The organism is Mycobacterium sp. NPDC050853 (assembly GCF_040653875.1).
Classification (GTDB): Bacteria; Actinomycetota; Actinomycetes; order Mycobacteriales; family Mycobacteriaceae; genus Mycobacterium.
In genome coordinates this window covers 498271-519076 of the sequence record NZ_JBFAGW010000001.1, presented here as the reverse complement: position 1 = coordinate 519076, position 20806 = coordinate 498271, and the positions used below count along the sequence as shown (strand labels likewise).

Sequence of the window (20806 nt, the reverse complement as noted above, 5' to 3'; positions counted from 1 at the left end):
TGGGTGTTTACTCCAGGCATCGAACATATGTTCTAGTCGAGTGTGTCTGGAGGTGCGGTTGTGACGGCAGTGGCGGCCGCCGAGGAGGCGCTGGTAAACCGTGCTGACCAGCTACAAAAGCTCCGGAAGCAGATGGCGGCGATATCGGGGAAGGTTGGCGGGGACCAGTCGTCGGCGGGGCGTTTTCACGAGGTCCTGCCGGACGCGCAATCTTTGCTGCCGGTATCAGATGTGCTGGCCGGATCGATAGGCCACGTGTTGCGGCGCGGCACGGTTGCGGTGGCCAGCGGGGCCCGATCGCTGCCCTTGGATGTGGTGGCTTCGGTGACTGCGGCGGGCGGGTACGCCGCGATCGTGGGCATGCCGGATATGAGTGTGCTGGCGGCGGTGGAGCGGGGGGCGGACCTGAGTCGCCTGGCGTTGATTCCCCACCCGGGCCTGAGTGCCGTGGAGGTGGCCTCGGTGCTCATGGACGGGATGGATCTGGTGGTGCTGGGTCTGGGTGGGCGAAAGGTGACTTCGACGTCGGCGCGAGCGATAGTGGCCCGGGCGCACGGCAACGGATGCACGCTGCTGGTCGCCGATGGGGACTGGGAAGGCGCCGCGGTGCGGTTGCAGGCGCGGGTAACCGGTTATGACGGAATTTCCGCCTGCGGTCTGGGCCGGATCCGTGGGGTGCGGACGGCAGTGCGGTCAGTGGGACGCAGGGCGCCCAGGGCTGCCGGGGAGGTGTGTGGCGGCCGTGGTGCGATCAGGTTCGCATAAAAGGCAGCGTAAAGCGCCACGGGTGCTGGCGATGTGGTGCCCGGACTGGCCGGCGGTGGCCGCTGCGGCGATGGCCGATCTTCCTGCCACCAGACCCGTGGCAGTGACCCTGGCCAACAGGGTGACGGCATGCACTGCTGCCGCGCGGGCGCTCGGGGTGCGACGGGGTATGCGGCGCCGAGAGTCCCAAGCTCGTTGTCCGCAACTGCATATCGCGGTGGCCGATGCCGATCGGGATGCGCGGTTCTTCGAGCCGATGATTACCGCGGTGGATGATCTGGTGCCGGGGGCCGAGATCCTGCGCCCCGGGCTGATGGCGCTGCCGGTGACCGGCGCCGCCCGGTACTTCGGCAGTGAGCAGGCCGCGGCGGAACGGCTGGCCGATGCGGTATCGGTGGCCGGGGCGGAATGCCAGGTTGGCATCGCCGATCAGATGTCCACCGCGGTGTACGCCGCGCGGCATGCGGCACTGGTGCCGCCAGGTGGTGATGCGGAGTTCCTGGCGTCGTTGTCGATCAAGGAGATGGCCGCCGAACCCAGCCTGTGTCAACCGCAACGTGAAGACTTGGTAGACCTGTTGTGGCGTATGGGAATACGAACCATCGGTGCGTTCGCGGAGCTAGCGCGTTCGGACGTCGCCTCGCGGTTCGACGATGACGCGGTACGGGCACACCACCATGCGCGAGCCGAACCGCAGCGCCCTCCATCGGGGCACTCGGTACCGGCTGAGCTGGGAGTCGAGCTGCCGTGCGATCCGCCGATCGATCGGGTGGATGCGGCGGCTTTCGCGGGACGGACGCTGGCGGTGAGTCTGCACGAGGTGCTGTCCTCGGCTGGAGTGGCCTGCTCCCGGTTGGCCATTCACGCGGTCACGGTGGATGGGCAGGAGTTGTCCCGGGTGTGGCGGTGCGCCGAACCGCTCACCGAGGAGGCGACCGCCGACCGCGTGCGCTGGCAGCTTGACGGCTGGCTTGCCCGGCGCCGGTCTCTGGATGGACCGGTGGCCATGCTGCGGCTGGAGCCGGTCGAGGTGGTGGCTGCAGAGGCGTTGCAGTTGACGTTGTGGGGAGCGGTGGGCGCCGAGGAACGCCAGCGGGCCCGTCGCGCGCTGACACGAGTTCAGGATTTATTGGGAGAGGAGTCGGTACAGGTGGGAGTGGTCAGCGGCGGGCGTGGCCCGTCCGAACGAATTACCTTGGTGCCCTTAGGAGATGAATTGAGGCCGCGAGCCGATCCGGATGCTCCGTGGCCCGGGAGGTTGCCCGATCCGGCTCCGACGGTGCTATCCGACGAGCCGGTGGAGTTGTTGGACATCGACGGAACGCCGGTGACGGTGACAGGGCGGGGAATGTTCTCGGGGGAGCCGGCCAGGGTTCGCCGGGGCAATGGCCGCTGGGAGCTGAGCTGGTGGGCGGGGCCATGGCCGATCGACGAGCGATGGTGGGAGGAGCGGGAGCCGGCTTCCGTTTCGGTGGCGGCGAGGGCGCAGGTGCTGCTCGAAGACAAGGGTGGCGGCCAGGCACTGCTCCTGCATTTCCGCAGGCAACGCTGGTATGTGGAGGGTGTGTACGAATGACGTTTTCGCCGAGTGTCAGGTATCTCCATCAAATTTTCGTGCGAACAAACTCACTCGCTCGATGAATCGCTCAAAGAACACCGCGGGGTCGGTCTCCACGGCGATCTGCGCATTGGGCTTCTGGCCCCACTGTCCCTTCCAGTCGGCGATTGTCATCGCACGGGTCAGATCGCCGGTCAGTTCCACATCGACGGTCGCGGAACGGGTTTGCACCAGTGATGGATCCAGTGCCACCGCAGCGGCGAACGGATCGTGCATATGAGCTAAGAAGCCTTCGTCCTGCTTCATGTGGAATTCGAAATAGAAGCGCACCGCGTCTTCGATGAACCGCAGCAGCGAGTTGCTTGCCGATGAACGGCTCGACGGAAGGTCGAGCACCGAGAGGGCAGTGGTGGTGGCGCCCGCCGACTCGGCCAGCTTGACCAGGTGCTCTGGTGTCATGGCGATCGTCTCGGTGAGATTCAGGCCGCATACGATCGGAAGCTCTTGTACGTCAGCGGCTCCCCAGGCGGCGTACACCTCTGCCGTCGCACCCGGATCCACAACGACATTCCATTCCGCCACCGGCGTGGTGTTGCCCGGGTAGTCGAAGGAGCCACCCATGATCACGAGTCGTTTGAGAAGTTTGGGCAACTCGGGCTCGGTGCGCAGGGCGAGTGCCAGATTGGTGAGCGGGCCGGTCGCGAGACCCACCAGCTCGCCGGGGTGTGCGTGCGCGGCCTTCACCCATGCCTCGGCGGCGTCGTAATCGGTGAGCGTGCGTGTGGATTCCGGCAGCACCGCATACCCGAGCCCGGTGGGGCCATGGGTGTCCTCCGCGGTGCGCAGTGTCGCACTCAACGGCTCGGCCACACCCCTCGACACCGGAATCTGGGGGGCGCCGCATAACTCGAGAAGGCCCAGATTGTTCGCGCAAACATGGTCCACCGAGACATTGCCCGCAGTAGAGGCGATACCGACGATCTCCACATCCTCGCTAGCGAGGAGATAGATCAAACCTAATGCGTCATCGACTCCGGTATCGACGTCGGCAAAAACGGGAACCATGGACGTCAACCTACCGTCAGTTAGCTCGGCTCAAGGATTCGACAAGCGGTAGAGCGCCGGCGATTCATAAAGTCGTATGGCAGACCGGATCGGTCACCAATGCACTCCGGGGATCAAGCGCACCGCCTGCTTGATGGGGCGCGGAACACGAAATTTTTTCGACACCGCAGTGACTCGTTTGGCTGCCTTCGGGCGGCGCCGCGACGTCGACAAGTCGCGGCGCTCATCGACGGGTTCGAGTCCGCGCGCAGCCTTGGAATCCGGATACGCCAGATACATCTGATGCATGATTCGCCGGGTCAACTTCGGTGTCAGGTACCGGCCGATATCTGCGTAGGTGCCCATCGGGTGGTCGATCCGCGTCGGCTTTTCGACGAGACCGCGAACCACCATGGCGGCGGCGTGTTCTGGGGTAAGCCCCGGCACCACGTTCAGCTTGTTGGATGGCTGGATCATCGGCGTCTTTACCAGTGGCATATGGATGTTGGTGAAGGTGATGTGATCCGACACCGTCTCGGTCGCAACAACATCGGAGAAGGCGTCCAGCGCAGCCTTGGTGGGGATGTATGAGGCGTACTTGGGGTTGCGGGTCTGCACTCCGGCTGTCGACACGTTGACGACGTGGCCGAATTTCCTTTCCCGCCAATGGGGAAGCAGCGCCAGCACCAGCCGCACGGCGCCAAAGTAGTTGATGGCCATGACCCGTTCGTAGTCATGGAATCGGTCGACGGTGTTCACCGCTGATCGGCGGATCGAGCGGCCGGCGTTGTTCACCAGGTAGTCGACATGCCCGAACTGGCCGAGGATGCTCTTGACGGTGTCGTCGACCGCCGAGTAGTCGGTGAGATCGCATGGGAACGCGTGCGCCTTGCCGCCGTCCTCGCGAATCTCGGCGACCAATCGATCCAGCGCCTCGACATCACGCGCCACCGCGAACACGGTGCCGCCGCGCTGCGCCACCGAGATGGCCGCGGCGCGCCCGATGCCGCTGGAGGCGCCGGTGATGATGACATGCCGGCCAACCAGCGGCCCTGCTGGGTCATTGCGGCGGTACCGCTCGGGGTCGAGGTTCCTGCGCCAGTACTCGTACAGCTTGCCGGCATAGCTGCCGAAGTCGGGGACAGTGATCCCGCTGGGGCGCAAGGCTTCCTGCGTCACCTCGGAGACAAAGGTGGGCATGATCTCGGTGATGTCGATGACCTCGGGTGGGATGCCGAGCTGAGTGACGACCATGTTGCGCCAGACCTTCAGTGTGCCACGGGCTTTCAGGAACGGTGTGGCGACGGAGTGGGGAAGGGACCCGCGCACCGGAGGCAGTCCCGCGGCGGAGGCGATTCCCGAGTAGATATCGCGCAGATAGGTCACCGACGGGTTGGTCAGGTGGAAGGCCTGGCCGTCACGCCCCTCCTGGTGCATCAGCTCGACGGTGGCATCGACGACGTAGTCGACCGGGACGATATTGGAGCGCCCGGCCTTCGGCAGCAGCATGGGGGTGAACCGGGGAAGCCGCGCCAGCTTTGTCAGTATCCCGAAGAAGTAGTACGGCCCGTCGATCTTGTCCATCTCGCCGGTCTTGGAATCGCCGACCACGACGGCTGGACGGTAAATCCGGTAGCGCAGAACGGGTTCCGAGCGCACCAGCAGTTCGGCCTCGAACTTGGTCTGGTGGTACGGCGATGGCAGATCCTGGTTGACGTCGAAGTCGTCTTCGGTGAACTCGCCTTCGTAGCTTCCGGCCACGGCAATGGAGGAGATGTGGTGCAAGGTGGCGCCGGCACGCTTGGCCAGTGCGATGACCGACCGCGTACCCTCCACGTTCGCGGCACGCTGCGCCTTGTCGTCCACGGTGACGTCGTAGATCGCGGCACAGTGCACGATGTGATCGGCGGTGACCGGATCACCTTCGGTAGGCAGACCGAGGTCGGGTTGGGTGAGGTCACCCACCAGCGGCCGCACGCGGTCGTCCCATTGTTCGGCGAGCTTTTCGAACCGGGATAAGGATTCACGCCGCACCAGGACGGCGACTTCGGCATTGCGCTGGGTCTCCAGGATGCGGGTCACAATCCGTCGTCCGATGAAGCCGGTGCCGCCGGTGACGATGTATTTCACGTGCTACCCCTGAGACTGTTAGGCCGCCTATCGGCCCGTTTGGAGTAATCGTTGCCGTTTGCGGGTATTTCGTCAACGATGTGTGACAAGTTCGTCACTGGCGAGTTAGCCATAGGGGATACTCCAGGAATGTCGAACTCCCAGGTGTTCAGTGCTGCCCGCATCACGGGCAACGCTGCCTGGTGGGTGTTCGTGATAGCCGTGCTGGTGAACCGAGGGCTGAGCCCGCAGGGCTGGGATTTCGGGTGGACCGCGTACACCCCGCTTACCGATGGGATGCCGCGCCACTATGCCGACTACGTCCCGTTTGACCCCACCGTGCAGATGGTGGGCGTGGTGGTGTTCATCGCGTTCGTGATCGTGGTGATCTCGGCCGTGGTCGAGCTGCTGATTATCCGACGGTGGCGGGCGGTGGTGACGGTGCTCATCCCATTCGTATCGCTGGGGTTGATCGCCTATGCGTTCGGTGATCTCGACCGTACGATCATGTGGTCGCCGACTGCGATTCTGGTGTTTGTCCTTGCCGCCGTGACGATTCGGCAGTTCTGGATGCGTCGGTTCGCTCCGGCGATGGGGGACGGGTCATGATCGATGCTCCGCCAATAGAGCGTGCGGCACCGGCCGGATTCGGTGCCAGCAGGTCGGCGCCCGTGCTCTGGGCCGTCCAGTATGCACTGGCATCGACACCTCTGATCGTCATGGTCGCCGCGGTGTGGACGGGGACCGCCCTCCCCGCGCATGCGACAACCGCAATGGAGCATCTCGTGGCCGTGCTGGGACTGCTGTGTCTTTCGTGTGCAGTGGCGTGGGTGGTGCTCCGGCCACTGCAGCGTTACCGGACCTATCGGTGGGGTGTTCTGGACGACAACCTGGCGTACGTTGCATCGAAGACGTTGTGGCAGAAGTCATTGTGGGTTATCCCGCTGGCTCTGGTGCGCACGGTGGAGCTGCGTCAGGATCCGTTGTCACGGGTTTTTGGGTTGGCGGCGGTGCGGGTGCGGGCGGATCAAGGCGAGCTGCGGATCGTCGGGATTGATGCCGATACCGCGCGGCAGGTCGTTGAGTGGTTATTCGCCGGAGTTGACGAGGCTTCCGTCCATTAATGATGTGACGTCGTTCCAAGCCCTTCGCGAGTTCACAAGTGTTAGCATCGATGCACTGTCGTCAACTAAATACGTTCTCCGACAATAATTCTGATTGTTTACTGTGCTCAGACATGGGAGCTGGCTGATGGAGCGGAAACAGGGTTGGATCCGGGGCGCAATGGCAATCGCCAGCTGCGCGCTGCTTGTCCTGGCGGGCTGCGGCAAAGAGACCGCACACCATTCCGGGCCGGGTGCCGCACCGAATGGCGGTCAGGTCGACGGGCCTGCGCGCAACCCCTATCTTTCGGCGGAGAAGTACGGCATCACGCATATCGACTCCGCGCAGACCGACAGCTTCGCCGACCCCATCCCGCGGGGCACCTTCCATATCGATCCCGCCGCGATGCCGCGCGTGCCCGGTGGTCCGGTCAACATCATCACGATGGCCTCCACTTCGCCGCAGTACATGTGGGTGAGCTCGTCATCGGGTGTCCGCTATGTGGATGTCTCCGATGGTGGATTCCGTGAGGTGGCATCGCTGGAAACCCCAGGTGTACCGCCGATCTCGGTCCAGGATCTCGATGTGGTGCTCAATCAGAAATTCAGCAGCGTCGAGCAGATCGAGGCCGCGATTCGGGATCACTGGGGAGGGGCGACATGGCAGCGACTCATCAACGGCGTCTACGGCGCGGTCGATAAGGACAACCAGCTGTACTACGTGACGCAGAACGCCGAGATCCTCAAGTTCGGGCTGGAGAACAAGGACAATCCGGCCGCGGGCATCAAGGTAGCGAAGACCTACGACTTCAAACCCTATCTGGGCAAAGGCATGACGACGCTCGGCGCTCCCGAGGGCATCGTCGGTGTGTCGATGACCTACGACGGGCATCTGCTGGTGCAGTCCAACCGGGCACTCGCTGTCCTCAACCGCGGCCTCGACGCTCCTCCGATTCAGCAGATCCGGTTTGGCGATGACGAGACCGTGTCGAATTCGATTGCCGTGGATGATAAAAACGGCATCTATGTGGCCTCGGACAAGCTCATGCGCAAGGTCGTCTGGACGGGTTCGAAACTGTCGACCGACGAGGCTGACGGTGCGTGGTCGTCTCCCTACGACTTCGGGCGGCAGCCCCCCGCGGTGAAATTCGGTATTGGCACGGGATCCACGCCGACTCTGATGGGGTTTGGCAAGGACTCCGATGAGCTCGTCGTCATCACCGACGGTGCCGACAGAATGAAGCTGGTTGCCTTCTGGCGGAACAAGATTCCGGAGGGTTTCCAGCAGAAGCCAGGCGTCAAATCCAATCGGATCGCCGATCAGATTCAGGTCACCGCGGGCCTGAAGGAGCCGCTGCCGGAGTTTATCCAGAGCGAGCAATCGGTGGTGGCTACCGGCTACGGGGCTTTCGTGGTGCAAAACATCGGCGCCGGAGGTTCCCCGGATCGGCTGGTCGATGTGCTCGCCAACGGCCCGGTATCACCTGCTCCGCAGGGTGTGGAGCGGTTCGAATGGGACCCCAAGGGGCATCGCTGGGCCTCGGCGTGGGCAAGGGGGGACGTGGTGTCTACCTCGATGGTGCCTGCGGTGTCGACCTCCTCGGGCGTCGTGTTCCTCAATGGCTATACCAAGGCCGACGGCTGGGAAGTCACCGGCTTGGATTGGAAGACCGGAGAAACAGTGCATCGCACCATATTTGGCCAGTCGAATCTGGGCAACGGCGCCTATGCGCTCATCGAGGGTCTGCCTAACGGGGACCTGCTGTTCAACAGTGTGGGTGGCCCGTTCCGGGCGAAGATCGCCGGTTAGATGCGGCTTTCGCCGAGCTCGCGGATCTCGTGAACGGCTTGTCTGAGCGCGTTCGGGTCGGGTGAGAGGTCCGCGAGAATCGTGTGTACAGCCGAGAGTCCCGCGCTGTCGAGTAGACGTTTCTCGTTGGTCACCCACTCGCCGCGTGTGGCGAGTGCGGCGTGGGCGTACTCCGTGGCGGCGACTGCGAGCAGTCCAGCGGTCTGGGTCACCCGTCCGTGTGGTGCATGGTTCTTCTCTGCGTAGATCAGGTTCAGTGCGGCGCGTTCCTGCCACGTCTTAGACGCCGATTCGCGAAGTGCTGCAGGGTATTCCGGTCGGGGTAACGTCCCTCGGAGCACGCGGTTGAGAGCGAGTTCGCCTACCGCCAGATAGCTGGGGATTCCCGCGAGGTGGAACATCAGCGGCTCGATATGGAACTCGCCGTGCTGTGCATGGTGCAGTTGCTCCTCCACGACCGCCAGGTTGCGGTAGTGCACATCGACGTCGCGGTCGTCGATGCGGAGCCATGCGCCGCCGTTGAACACGCCGCCGCCCCAAGCGCCGAGCTCGGAGACCTCTCCCTCCCAGCCGATTCGGCGGAGTTCCTCGGGGTCGAAATCGCCGCGGTAGTAGACCGCCAGGTCCCAGTCGCTGTCCGGTCGCTGCGTGCCTTGCGCGCGGGAGCCACCCAGCGTCACCGCTTCGACATTGGACAGTGCGGCAAGACCGTCTGTAACGGATTCGAGAAACTCAGCGTCGGATGCGGCCATAGTGGGTTCAGCGCCGCGGATCGTCCTGCGTCGAGATGAGCGCTTCGACGGCCGCTATGAGTGTGGCGCGATGGCGGGCTAGGCGTTCAGGGGAGAAGGGTTCGGCTGCTGACTGTGCGCGTAGTGCCGATGAGGCACCAAGCCAGGCGGTGGTCAATCCGAGAGTGAGCGCCAGGATGTCGGCCGGTTCCAGATCGCCATCCGAAGGATAGGTGTCCGCGATGGCCTTGATTTTGGTCGCGTAGGCATTCGTCTCCGAGGGGCCGGCATCGAGACGTTCGAGCTGTGCCCAGGTCGCCAGGCGGAGATGCTGAGGGCTTTTCACCAGGTGGTCGAACAACGCACCTGCATACCCGGGCAAGTCTTCGGGGGTGAACGGAACCGCCTCGGACATCTGCTCGATGGAGTGTGCGACGACAATGTCGAAGAGTGTTTCCTTGTTGGTGAAGTAGACGTAGAGCAGCCGCTTGTTGGCTCCGGCCGCGGCACCTATCCGGTCGACGCGGGCCCCGGCGAGCCCGTACTCCGCAAACTCAGCATATGCGGCGTCGAGCAGGCGCTTCTTGGTGGCAGAAGCGTCAGGCGGCATATTCCTGAGCCTAAAGGTAACTATTCAGTTACTAATTCTTCGCCGCGAGGGTGGTTGTGTGCCATCTGGCAGTACTTAGTGAGTGCTAGCGCGTCGTTCATTTAACTTCGGAACCTCGTATCGCGAGAGGTAACTATCTAGTTATTGATTTGCGATACTGCCTGCACTAGTGTTCGGGCTATCTGGACAGTTAGCCAGTATTTGTTGGTTGCCGTGTGACGCAGCTCCGTTGGACGGCGTGGGCATTGTTGATGACGAGTTGAGGAGTCGATTTTTATGAAGGCAATCGTGATGACTGGAGCCAATCGGCCGTGGGAGGTTCAGGAGGTGCCCACCCCGACGGCGGAGCCGGGGCAGGTGCTGGTCAGGGTGCATGCCTCTGGCATGTGTTACACCGATGCGTGGGCCACGCAGGGCTTTGGCGGCGATATTTACCCCCAGACCCCCGGCCATGAAATTGTGGGTGAGGTCGTTGAGGTGGGCGCGGGTGTGCGCACCCGCGAGGTCGGTGACCGGGTGGGCGCCACTTGGGTGCAGTCGGCGTGTGGGCGGTGTGCCTATTGCCGCGAGAATCGTCCGTTGACCGGGCAGACCGCGGTGCGGTGTGTCAATCCGCGAACCTCGGGTTTTGCCGCCCAGGGTGGTCATGCCGAGTACATCGCGCTGTCCGCCGAGGGCACGGTGCTGCTGCCCGACGGGCTGTCTTATGAGCTGGCCGCACCGATCATGTGCGCCGGTTACACCACGTGGAGCAGCTTCCGGGACGTCGAGCCCCAGCCCCATGAGCGGGTGGCAGTGGTCGGTATCGGTGGTCTTGGCCATGTCGCGCTGCAGCTTTCCAAGGCCAGCGGGTTCGAGACGATCGCGATCACCCATTCCCCGGACAAGCGCGACCTTGCCTTGCAGCTGGGGGCTGATCATGTGGTGGCCAACGGGCAGGAGCTGCTCGACATCGGCGGGGCTGATGTGCTGATGGTGACCACGAATGCGTTCGCCACCGCCCAGGAGGCGATGGCCGGTCTGCGCCCGGACGGCAGGGTGGCTCTAAGCGGCCTGGACTTCAACCACCCGTTCAAAATCTCATCTGGGGCTGTGCCGTTTCACATGATGCGCCAGAAGGTCATCGGCTCTACACATGGCGGCCAGCAGCGGCTTGGCGAGATACTCGACTACGCCGCCAAGGGCAAGGTCACACCCATCATCGAGACCTACTCCCTGGATCAAGCCACCGAAGCATACGACCGGCTCGTTTCGGGGAAGGTCCGCTTCCGAGGCGTCTTCACCCCGTCCAAAACCGGCTGATCGGCCGTCCTTGGGCGGGCGCTACCGCACCCGTCCAAGGGCCCGGATCGCGAGATCCTCACCTGAATATTGTTGCGAACATATGTTCGATACACTGTGTGAATGGGCTGGTCGCATGGCCCGCCGACGTGGGCGGAGATGGAGCGGGTGCTCAACGGGCGCCCGAGTCCTCATGCGCCCCCGGGCGATGGTGGAGATGGCCCGGCCTGGAGCCGCAAGCGCCCGCCCTATGAGCCGGCCACTCGTGAGCGCCGGCGTTCGGGGATGCCCTATGCGGAACTGCATGCGCACTCGGCGTTCAGCTTCCTCGACGGTGCCAGCCTTCCCGAGGAGATGGCGCAAGAGGCGGCGCGCCTGGACCTGAAGGCGCTGGCGCTTACCGACCATGACGGTTTCTACGGTGTGGTCCGTTTTGCGGAAGCGGCGAAAGAACTTGGCCTGCCCACGGTGTTCGGTGCGGAACTATCCCTTGGTGGGCAGGGAAATACCGAGGACTCCACACATCTGCTGGTACTGGCCCGCGGGCAGGAAGGGTACCGGCGGCTCTCGCGGCAGATGGCCGCAGCGCATCTGTCAGGCGGCACGCCCAAGGACCGGAAAGGTAAGCCGCGCTACAACCTTGACGCATTGACCGAGGCGGCCGGAGGGCACTGGCACATCCTGACAGGTTGCCGCAAGGGGCACGTGCGGCGCGCGCTCGCCGATGGTGGCCCGGCCGCCGCGGAGAAGGCGCTTGCCGGTCTCGTGGACCGGTTCGGAGCAAGTCGGGTCAGCGTCGAGCTTGGCAGGCACGGGCACCCGGACGAGGACGAACGCAATGCTGTGCTCGCCGCGCTGGCGCCGAAGTTCGGTACGGGAATGATCGCCACTACCGCAGCACATTTCGCCACACCCGATAGCGGCCGGCTGGCCATGTCGATGGCGGCCGTACGGGCACGCAAGAGCCTCGATGATGCCGCGGGATGGCTGGACCCAGTGGGCGGAGCTCATCTGCGTTCTGGGGACGAGATGGCACGGCTGTTCTCACACTGCCCGCAGGTGGTGACCGCAGCGGCCGAGCTGGGGGAGGCGTGTGCCTTCGACCTGAAGCTCATTGCGCCCGAACTACCGCCGTTCGGCGTCCCGGCTGGGCATACCGAGGACAGCTGGTTGCGGCACCTTGCCCTGGAGGGTGCCGCACGCCGGTACGGCCCCAGGGTGGCAGCGGAGAAGGCATACGGTCAGATCGAACGGGAACTGGGAATCATTGCGCAGCTCAACTTCCCGGGGTATTTCCTGGTGGTGCACGACATCACGGAGTTCTGCCGCCGCAGCAAGATTCTGTGCCAGGGCCGCGGGTCGGCTGCCAATTCGGCGGTCTGTTACGCACTCGGTGTCACCAACGTCGATCCGGTGGCCAACGGTCTGCTCTTTGAGCGCTTCCTTTCCGCGGCAAGGGATGGGCCTCCGGATATCGATATCGATATCGAATCCGATCTGCGCGAGCAGGCCATCCAGTACGTATACAACAAGTACGGCCGGGAGTATGCCGCTCAGGTGGCCAATGTCATCACCTATCGTGGCCGGATGGCGGTGCGGGACATGGCCAAAGCTCTCGGATATTCGCAAGGGCAGCAGGATGCATGGAGCAAGCAGCTCGGGCATTGGGGTGGGCTGGCTGATGCCGCCGAGGCCGACGGTATTCCGTCGCAGGTGATTCACCTGGCCCAGCAGATCCGGAACTTCCCCCGACATATGGGTATCCACTCGGGCGGCATGGTGATCTGCGATAGGCCGCTGGCCGACGTGGTGCCCGTTGAATGGGCGCGCATGGAGAACCGCAGCGTGTTGCAGTGGGATAAAGATGACTGCGCCGCAGTGGGTTTGGTGAAGTTCGATCTGCTGGGTCTGGGCATGCTCTCGGCGCTGCACTACTGCATCGACCTGGTCCGCGATCATAAGGGCATCAAGGTCGACCTGGCCCAGATCGATCTATCGGAGCAGGCGGTGTACGAGATGTTGGCGCGCGCCGACTCGGTGGGGGTGTTTCAGGTGGAATCGCGCGCGCAGATGGCTACCCTGCCACGGCTGAAACCGCAGTGCTTCTACGACCTGGTGGTGGAGGTTGCGCTCATCCGGCCCGGCCCCATCCAGGGCGGCTCGGTGCACCCGTATATCAAGCGGCACAATGAGAGGCAACGTGGTCAGCCTCGCACGTGGAAGCATGACCATCCCTCTATGGCGGCCGCGTTGGATAAAACCCTAGGAGTTCCGCTGTTCCAGGAACAGCTGATGCAGCTGGCCGTTGACGTGGCCGGGTTCAGTCCCGCCGAATCCGATCAGCTGCGCCGCGCGATGGGCTCCAAACGCTCACCCGAGCGAATGGAGAGGCTGCGCGCCAGGTTCTATGAAGGCATGGCGCGCCTGCACGACATCACCGGCAGTGAGGCCGATCGGATCTATGAAAAGCTTTACGCCTTTGCTAATTTCGGATTTCCGGAAAGTCATGCGCAGAGCTTTGCCTCGCTGGTCTTCTACTCGTCGTGGTTCAAGCTGCACCATCCGGCCGCGTTCTGCGCGGCGCTGCTGCGCGCCCAGCCGATGGGCTTCTATTCTCCGCAGTCCCTGGTGGCCGATGCGCGCCGACACGGCGTTACCGTCCATGGTCCCGACGTCGGTGCGAGCCTGTCCTACGCGACTTTGGAGAACCGGGGACTCGAGGTGCGGATAGGCCTGGGCGCGGTTCGTCATATCGGCACTGATCTGGCGCAGGCCATCGTCGATGAACGGGATACGAACGGCCCCTTTGGTTCTCTGCTTGAACTGACCGGGCGCATCCAGCTGACCACGCCGCAGGTCGAGGCCCTGGCCACCGCCGGTGCGCTGGGTTGTTTTGGTATGTCGCGGCGGGAGGGTCTGTGGGTGGCAGGTGCTGCGGCGGCGCAGCGGCCAGACCGGTTGCCCGGGGTCGGGGTGTCCTCGCGCATCCCCGAACTTCCTGCGATGGGAGCGGTGACCCAGGCCGCAGCCGACGTGTGGGCCACGGGAGTCACTCCGGATGCGTACCCCACCCAGTTCCTGCGCCCGCGGCTCGACGAGATGGGGGTTGTTCCGGCCAGCGGATTATTCGATGTGCCTGACGGTGCGCGAGTGTTGGTGGCGGGGGCGGTCACTCACCGGCAGCGTCCGGCCACTGCGGCCGGGGTGACGTTCATCAATCTCGAGGACGAGACGGGCATGGTGAACGTGGTGTGCTCGGTGGGCTTGTGGGCGCGGTATCGCAAGCTGGCGGTGACCGCGCAGGCGCTGGTCATCCGCGGCCATGTGCAAAACGCCAGCGGCGCCATCACCGTGGTGGCCGATCAGCTGCGGCCGCTGGATCTGCGTATCCGGTCCACCTCGCGGGACTTCCGTTAGACGCTTCCGGTGAAACCGTGCTGGCGCCAGGCCTCGTACGCCGCGATCGCTGCCGCGTTGGACAAATTGAGCGACCTGCGGCCCGGCAGCAGCGGTATCCGCACCCGCTCGGTGACATGCGGGTCAGTGAGTATCTCGGGATCCAGGCCGGTCGGTTCGGGGCCGAACAGCAGCACATCGCCCGGCTGGTACGCGATATCGGTGTAGGCGACGTTCGCGTGCGCGGTGAAGGCGTACACCCGTTGTGGTCGCAGCGAATCCCAAGCTGCGGAAAGGCTCTCGTGCACTGTCACAGACGCCATGTCGTGATAGTCCAGACCGGCACGCCGCACTTTTGCTTCTGACAGGTCGAAGAGCGGCTGCACCAGATGGAGTTCGCACCCCGTGCCCGCCACCATCCGGATCGCATTCCCGGTATTCGGGGCAATCCGGGGCTCGTGGAAGAGGATTCTGAACATAATCGGCCTAGTTATAAGCGCATGCGGTAACGATATTCCCGTCAGTCAAGCCCTTGGCCTCTAGTGTTTCGAGCATTCCGGATAGTGCCCCATCGCCCTTCCCGGAGAAGAGTGCCCAAGTGTCGCCTTGGAGATGACTTTGGCTTAACGCCGTACCAGCGGCGCAGCTTCCCTTTCGTTTGGCGGTGGTATCGGCATTGACTACCTGAAACTGCCACGAATGTGCCCTTTCCTGGTACGAGCACAGCTGAAAATCAAGGGCAAGCACACAACTGAACCCGTTTGACGCCAGCCACGTACCAAGGTCGGCGTTGCTGGAGAACTTGGCTGGATCGGCATAACTCACTGGGGCGCAGCTTATTAACGCGGCCAGTACAACCAGGACAGCCTTCATGGTTCCCTCCTCAAGTCCAACCCAATTAGCGCACTGTACGCCGAGGAGAGAAGCGAAAGCTTCGGGGTCTTCGTTCAATCCACGTCGAAGATCGGCAGCGCGGTGGACTCAAGTGTTCAGCAGCGAGTGATATTCGATTCATGGAAAACGATGCGGAACACGGGTGACAGTATCCCTATTCCTAACGGCGCGATATGGCGCAGGATGGAACCATGCGCAGTCCGGCAAGCTACGAGCGTGGGGCGACAGGTGAAGCTGCCTGGCAGGCAGTGACTACATCTGCTGATGCCACGCTCTCCGGTATCGCGCACGGATATACCGAACTTCTCGAGTGTTCCTACCGGCCTGTCGAGCGCAGCGAGGTTGCCAGTGTCGAGCCGGTGCTCATCATCGAACTTGATGACCCGCTGCTCGTTGCCGATGTAGCGGATCATGCGTCCCCGCGGATGTGGCAATCATTTGGCGCGGGTGTGAGCCAGGGGCCGATCTCAACCTTGCATGCGGGTGCGCAGCACTGCGTTGAGGTGCGGCTGACGCCGCTCGGGTTGTATCGAATGTCTGGCTTGGCGATGAACGAAGTGAGCAATCGCGTGGTGAGTCTCGAAGATCTGTTCGGGCAGAACGGCCGATATTTGCCTGAACGCCTTGCTGCTGAATCTGATTGGGCGCACCGTTTCGACCTGCTCGATTCGATGTTCATGCGCGCCGCGGCCGATGGACCCGAGCCTGACGCCGAGGTCGAATTTGTCTGGCATTGGCTGAATCGCACCGGTGGGACCGCGGTCATCGGGGAGATACTGGCCGAGATCGGTTGGAGTCGTGCTCGATTGGCGAAACGTTTCCGCAGCCAAGTCGGTCTGACGCCCAAGGCGGCCGCACGTGTGCTTCGTTTCAGTCGCGCAATGACGTTGTTGGCCGCACCGGGCCATCGATCGCTTTCCTCGATCGCCTTGGCTTGCGGCTACTTCGACCAGCCGCATTTCAATAGAGACTTTCGGATGCTGGCTGGGTGTTCGCCGGGGGAATGGGCCCGATTACGGCACGACGACCTGCTGGGATGCGGGATCCCGGTGGCCGGTGAACATTTGTACAAGACGGGGGTGGATTGCGGGCCTAGCGTTGGCGCCATCAGATGAATCCAATCGAGGAGGAACCCCCACGATGACTGGTGAACCGACGTACTTCGAGATCGGTGTGCCCGATGCGGTACGCGCTCAGAAGTTCTACCTGGAGCTCTTCGGCTGGAAACCACACGCAATGGGTGCGACTGGGCAGGCTTGGCTTGAAACGGGAGGCGTGCGAGGCGGGCTGCACAACGATGATGAGGACCGCCGGATCGACGTATTTTTTGGAGTCCCGGATATTCAGGCCGCAGTCTTATCCGTCCGCAAACTCGGTGGTGAAGCCGAAGATCCCGGACCTGAGGAGCCTGACTTCGGCAGGTTCGCATTCTGCAGGGACGACCAGGGCGTACGGTTCGGACTGCATCAGCCTGCTGGCGGCACTACCTGACCCGGACCGGTGTCTGACAGGCCGCTAGTGCCGTGTCAACGGAGCCCCGGATGCCTCCAAGCCTGGCTGCCCTTCGTGTCAAGGCACTACCAGATCTTGCAATGGCGCGGATCGAGGCTGTTCGGGAAATCCGTTGGCCGTGTACCTCCTTCGTGTGATGATCCACGGCATGCCCAGTTCAGTTGTCGAGGTCCGTCGGCTATACACCGAGGCCGAAGAGGTGGCAATCATCGATGCAGTCCACGGTGCGCTCGTAACTGCTTTTCAGATACCGGAAGGGGACAAGCATGTGCGCCTCGTCGTGCATGAACCCCACCGGTTCTCGCACGCGCCAAGCCTGGCCCAGCCAGAGCTGTACACCTTCGTTTCCATCGACTGCTTCGCGGGCCGGTCTGTGCAAGCAAAACGAAACCTCTACGCCGAGATCGTGAAACGCCTTGCTGTGCTGGGCATACCACCGGATCACGTCACGATCACGCTGAGGGAGAGCGCACTAGAGAACTGGGGAATCCGAGGCGGTCAGGCCGCCTGCGATATCGACCTGGGTTTCGATGTGAACGTCTGAAGGCCGAACTCGCCTTAGATTTTGTACCGGACATAGTTCACGGCGGCGAGGAACAGCGCAGCGGAGCCGGCCACGAGGCTCAGGGGAATGCTTTTGGTTGCAAGCGCGGTGCATATGACGGCGGCTATAGGAGCGACGGCCCAGTAGAGCCACTTCTGGCGGGAACTTTCGCCCCGGCTCGGCGAATAGGAGGATGCCGCCGCTGACCGCGGCCATCAAGGCCATGTAGAAATCGGGATTCGGCGCCGTCACCTGATCATCTTGCGACATGGCGACCCGTCGGACCCGCCCGGCATGATGACAGTCATGGCCGAGCACTGGACTGACCGGGAATTCACGGGTGAGAAGTTCTTCGACGAGGACTTCCGTGAACTGCACACCGAGCGTGTGGTTTTCACCGAATGCGATTTCAGCGGAGCCAATCTCACCGAGTCGTTACATATCGGTTCGGCCTTCCGGAACTGCACCTTTCGCCGGACATCCATGTGGCATTCGGAGTTCCGGCAGTGCAGCCTGCTCGGCTCGTCGATCACCGACTGCAGGGTGCGACCGGCGAAGTTCACCGAAAGCGACTTCACCCTGGCCTCGCTCGGCGGGCTGGATCTCCGTGAGCTGGATCTGTCCGACTGCCGGTTCCGCGAGGCCAACCTGGTGGGCACCGATCTGCGTAAGGCGAACCTGCACGGCGCCGACCTCACGGGAGCTCGGACGCAGAATCTCAAGCTGGACGGCGCGGACCTGCGGGGTGCCCGGATCGACCCGACACTGTGGACCACCGCAAGCCTGTTAGCCGCGAAGGTCGATCTGCCACAAGCCATCGCGTATGCCGCCGGGCACGGACTGGATGTGCACGGGGCCTGACGTGAAACGGACTAGCCCTTGAGGCGGATCCGCCACCGCACGAACGCCGTCATCACCACGGCGAGAAGCGCCAGGATGCCCATATCGAACAGCCATGTCGAGGCGTTGTGCTCCCACAGGCTGTCCTGCGGACCCACCGGCACCAGCTTGCGCAGGTCGGTGGTCGCAGCGGTCGCGGCAAATCCCCAGCGGGACGGGAACAGGAACGAGAACTGCTCCAGCCCTGCGCGTCCCGTCACCGGGATGAGGCCGCCACTGAATACGATCTGTGTCATCGTCGCGATCACCAGCATCGGCATCACCTGCTCGGCGGAGGTGGCTAGCGAGGACAGCACCAGGCCCAGCACGGTGGCCGCACATGCCGTGGCGGCCACGGCCACCCACAGCTCAAAGTTGGCGCTGCCCAGCAGCACCGCACCCTGCGTGGGGCCGCCGCGTACCAGCACGATGACCGCCGTCATCACCGCGGACTGCACAATGGCCGCACCGCAGTAGGTGATGATTTTGGCGAGCAGATACGCCGTCGCCGACAGGCCGACCGCCTGCTCGCGCCGGAAGATCACCCGTTCGCCGATCAGGTCGCGGATGGTCAACGCCAGGCCCAGGAAGCTCGCGCCCAGATTGGTCAATGCCAGCAGCAGTCCCGGTTCGTTGGGGTTGTCAGGTAGTGCGACGTTGAAACCGGAGCTGCCGGGTACCGACAACACCAGGCCGGCAAGAACGAACGGCAGCAGCGCCAGGAAGATGAAGTACCCGCGATCGGCGAGGATCAGCCGCCCTTGGCGACGCGACACCGTCGAGATCTGCCGCAGCAGGCTGGTTTTGGGCGGCTTCCCCAGATCGCCAGGCTTCACCGGAGCGGTCGCGGGTTTGTTCGCGGCGGGGTGCCGCGACAGGTAGGCCTGATGCACGCCGTCCGGGTCGGCCGCGGCATTGGCGAAGATGTCGGCCCAGTCGGTGGTGCCCATCTCCTGGCCGATGCCGCGCGGTGGACCGCAGTAGGCGGTCTTGCCTCCGGGGGCCAGCAGCAGCACCTGATCGCAGTAGCTCAGGTAGGTCAGCGAATGCGTCACCACCACAACCACGCGGCCGGCGTCGGCAAGCTGGCGCATCAGGCTCATCACCTGGCGATCCAGCGCCGGATCCAGACCGGAGGTGGGTTCGTCGAGGATCAGCAGTGACGGGCCGGTGAGCAGCTCCATGGCCACCGAGGCGCGCTTGCGTTGTCCACCCGAGAGCTTGTCGACGCGGGTTTCGGCATGCTTGGTCATCTCGAGTTCCTCGAGAACCCGGGACACCACCTGTTCGCGGTCTTCCTTGGTGGTATCCGGCGGCAGCCGCAGCTCCGCGGCGTAATGCAGCGCCTGGCTGACGGTGAGCTGGGGGTGCACCACATCGTCCTGCGGCACCATGCCGATGCGGTTTCGCATCACGGCGTACTCGGCGTGCACACCGTGCCCTTCGAAGGACACCTTGCCCGCAGTGGGTTGGGTGTTGCCGACGATCAGCCGGGCCAGCGTCGACTTACCGGCACCTGAGGGGCCGATGACCGCGGTGAGCGATCCGGGCGCGGCCGAGAAGCTGATGTCGTCGAGCAGCTTCTTGCCGCCTTCGACGGTGAAGTCGATGCCCTGAACCTCGAGTCCGCCGACCCGGGTGGCCATCGTCGGTTTGACGAGCGTGCCGTCCTGGACGACGAGGTCGACGTTACCGATGGTGACGGTGTCGCCTTCGCGCACCGACGCCTGCTCAACCTGGACACCGTTGACGAAGGTGCCGTTGATGGTGTGCAGGTCCTGGATCTCGAGCCCGCCGGCCGTCGGTAACAGCAGGGCGTGGTGACGCGAGGCCAGCACGTCGTTGACGACGATGGTGTTATCGGGTGCGCGACCCACGGTGACGGCGCCGGGGCTTGGTTTCGGTGCGCCACCGATGCCGAGCACACGCATCGCGCGGGTACCGAACGGCTCGACTGGTTCGTGGGAAGCGCCGGCGTAGGCGGCGGGCACCGGGGTGGGTTCCGACGGGTACTGCTGACGCGGTCGGGTGGGCCCCGAGGTTCCGTACGTCTGTGGGCTCGAAGGTGGCGCTCCGTACGGATGCTGCTGACTCGGTGGCTGCCCGTAGGTCTGCGGACCTGACTGGTAGCCGCCGGTCGGGTAGTGCTGCTGCGTGCCGGTGTGGGAGGTCGGCTGCGGGCCCGACGCGTAGCCGCGCATCGTCGGGGGAGCGATTCCCAGCTGGGTTTCGCTGCCGAGACCGCCGAGGGCGAAGGTCAGCCGGGGGCCGCCCGGGTCACCGAGGTTGACGATGGTGTCATCGCGTACCTCGACCCAACCGACCTGGCGACCGTTGGCGAAGATGCCGTTGAGGCTGCGTTGGTCCTCGGCGATCCATTTGCCGTCGACAAACCTAATTATCAGGTGGATACGCGACACCAGTGGGTGCGTGATGCGTACATCGGCGTGGATATCGCGGCCGATCTGAATGTCGTGCCCGGGTGCGAACTTTCGTTCGTCACCATCGAATACCACGGTGAGAGTGGGTGCTTCCCGACCAGTCATCGCTACCGACTCTATCGGGTCGGG

At 63.7% G+C, this 20806-nt stretch carries 18 protein-coding genes; 11 read left to right on the top strand and 7 right to left on the bottom strand.

Annotation, left to right across the window (positions count from 1 at the left end):
* Positions 1–60: 60 nt before the first annotated feature.
* Both AB0H22_RS02395 and AB0H22_RS02390 read left to right on the top strand, forming a co-directional pair.
* Positions 61–765: a hypothetical protein gene (locus AB0H22_RS02395; RefSeq protein ID WP_358144494.1), complete on the top strand. Its 705-nt coding sequence runs from the start codon at positions 61–63 to the stop codon at positions 763–765.
* Positions 766–796: 31 nt separating this feature from the next.
* Positions 797–2341 (top strand): DNA polymerase Y family protein, encoded by a 1545-nt coding sequence (locus tag AB0H22_RS02390; protein ID WP_180749697.1) that lies wholly within the window; start codon positions 797–799, stop codon positions 2339–2341.
* A gap of 15 nt (positions 2342–2356) precedes the next feature.
* Here the strand turns inward: AB0H22_RS02390 and AB0H22_RS02385 are convergent, their stop codons facing one another.
* Both AB0H22_RS02385 and AB0H22_RS02380 read right to left on the bottom strand, forming a co-directional pair.
* Positions 2357–3388, bottom strand: coding sequence for a nucleoside hydrolase (locus tag AB0H22_RS02385; protein ID WP_358144492.1), 1032 nt, complete (start codon positions 3386–3388; stop codon positions 2357–2359).
* 93 nt (positions 3389–3481) lie between these two features.
* The gene (locus AB0H22_RS02380; protein WP_358144490.1) at positions 3482–5497 is read right to left on the bottom strand and encodes an SDR family oxidoreductase; all 2016 of its coding nucleotides are present in this window, start codon (positions 5495–5497) and stop codon (positions 3482–3484) included.
* A gap of 129 nt (positions 5498–5626) precedes the next feature.
* On the opposite strand from AB0H22_RS02380, the gene AB0H22_RS02375 reads away from it, so the two are divergent.
* The 3 genes from AB0H22_RS02375 (at position 5627) to AB0H22_RS02365 (ending at position 8389) form a co-directional block, all read left to right on the top strand.
* The gene (locus AB0H22_RS02375) at positions 5627–6085 is read left to right on the top strand and encodes a hypothetical protein (protein WP_358144488.1); all 459 of its coding nucleotides are present in this window, start codon (positions 5627–5629) and stop codon (positions 6083–6085) included.
* A complete protein-coding gene (locus tag AB0H22_RS02370; RefSeq protein ID WP_180748589.1) occupies positions 6082–6600 on the top strand; it encodes a PH domain-containing protein in 519 nt (172 codons plus the stop codon). The genes AB0H22_RS02375 and AB0H22_RS02370 overlap by 4 nt, the downstream gene beginning before the upstream one ends.
* Positions 6601–6727: 127 nt before the next feature.
* Entirely contained in the window at positions 6728–8389 is a 1662-nt protein-coding gene (locus AB0H22_RS02365; RefSeq protein ID WP_358144485.1) for a hypothetical protein, read from the top strand.
* Here the strand turns inward: AB0H22_RS02365 and AB0H22_RS02360 are convergent.
* Both AB0H22_RS02360 and AB0H22_RS02355 read right to left on the bottom strand, forming a co-directional pair.
* A complete protein-coding gene (locus tag AB0H22_RS02360; protein WP_358144483.1) occupies positions 8386–9141 on the bottom strand; it encodes a nucleotidyltransferase domain-containing protein in 756 nt (251 codons plus the stop codon). The genes AB0H22_RS02365 and AB0H22_RS02360 overlap by 4 nt on opposite strands.
* 7 nt (positions 9142–9148) lie before the next feature.
* Complete coding sequence (locus tag AB0H22_RS02355) at positions 9149–9730, bottom strand: TetR family transcriptional regulator (RefSeq protein WP_180748586.1); 582 nt, start codon at positions 9728–9730, stop codon at positions 9149–9151.
* Between the two features lie 276 nt (positions 9731–10006).
* Here AB0H22_RS02355 and AB0H22_RS02350 point away from each other — a divergent pair, with 276 nt between their 5' ends.
* Positions 10007–11032: an alcohol dehydrogenase catalytic domain-containing protein gene (locus AB0H22_RS02350; protein ID WP_358144480.1), complete on the top strand. Its 1026-nt coding sequence runs from the start codon at positions 10007–10009 to the stop codon at positions 11030–11032.
* Positions 11033–11134: 102 nt separating this feature from the next.
* Positions 11135–14428 carry an error-prone DNA polymerase gene (locus tag AB0H22_RS02345; protein ID WP_358144478.1) on the top strand — a complete coding sequence of 1098 codons (3294 nt, stop codon included), beginning with the start codon at positions 11135–11137 and terminating at the stop codon, positions 14426–14428.
* Here the strand turns inward: AB0H22_RS02345 and AB0H22_RS02340 are convergent.
* Together AB0H22_RS02340 and AB0H22_RS02335 are read right to left on the bottom strand one after the other, a co-directional pair.
* Complete coding sequence (locus AB0H22_RS02340) at positions 14425–14886, bottom strand: tRNA (cytidine(34)-2'-O)-methyltransferase (protein WP_358144476.1); 462 nt, start codon at positions 14884–14886, stop codon at positions 14425–14427. The genes AB0H22_RS02345 and AB0H22_RS02340 overlap by 4 nt on opposite strands.
* Before the next feature lie 7 nt (positions 14887–14893).
* On the bottom strand, positions 14894–15280 hold the full coding sequence (locus AB0H22_RS02335; protein ID WP_180748582.1) for a hypothetical protein: 387 nt from the start codon (positions 15278–15280) through the stop codon (positions 14894–14896).
* Positions 15281–15549: 269 nt separating this feature from the next.
* Between AB0H22_RS02335 and AB0H22_RS02330 the strand changes: the two genes are divergently transcribed.
* The 4 genes from AB0H22_RS02330 (at position 15550) to AB0H22_RS02315 (ending at position 18218) form a co-directional block, all read left to right on the top strand.
* Positions 15550–16416, top strand: a complete 867-nt coding sequence (locus AB0H22_RS02330) for a helix-turn-helix domain-containing protein (protein WP_358144474.1) — start codon at positions 15550–15552, stop codon at positions 16414–16416.
* A gap of 25 nt (positions 16417–16441) precedes the next feature.
* The gene (locus AB0H22_RS02325; RefSeq protein ID WP_180748580.1) at positions 16442–16792 is read left to right on the top strand and encodes a VOC family protein; all 351 of its coding nucleotides are present in this window, start codon (positions 16442–16444) and stop codon (positions 16790–16792) included.
* Between the two features lie 169 nt (positions 16793–16961).
* Positions 16962–17357 (top strand): tautomerase family protein, encoded by a 396-nt coding sequence (locus AB0H22_RS02320; RefSeq protein WP_180748579.1) that lies wholly within the window; start codon positions 16962–16964, stop codon positions 17355–17357.
* Between the two features lie 306 nt (positions 17358–17663).
* Entirely contained in the window at positions 17664–18218 is a 555-nt protein-coding gene (locus AB0H22_RS02315) for a pentapeptide repeat-containing protein (RefSeq protein ID WP_180748577.1), read from the top strand.
* Between the two features lie 11 nt (positions 18219–18229).
* Here the strand turns inward: AB0H22_RS02315 and AB0H22_RS02310 are convergent, their stop codons facing one another.
* Complete coding sequence (locus AB0H22_RS02310; RefSeq protein ID WP_358144471.1) at positions 18230–20782, bottom strand: ATP-binding cassette domain-containing protein; 2553 nt, start codon at positions 20780–20782, stop codon at positions 18230–18232.
* Positions 20783–20806 lie beyond the last annotated feature (24 nt).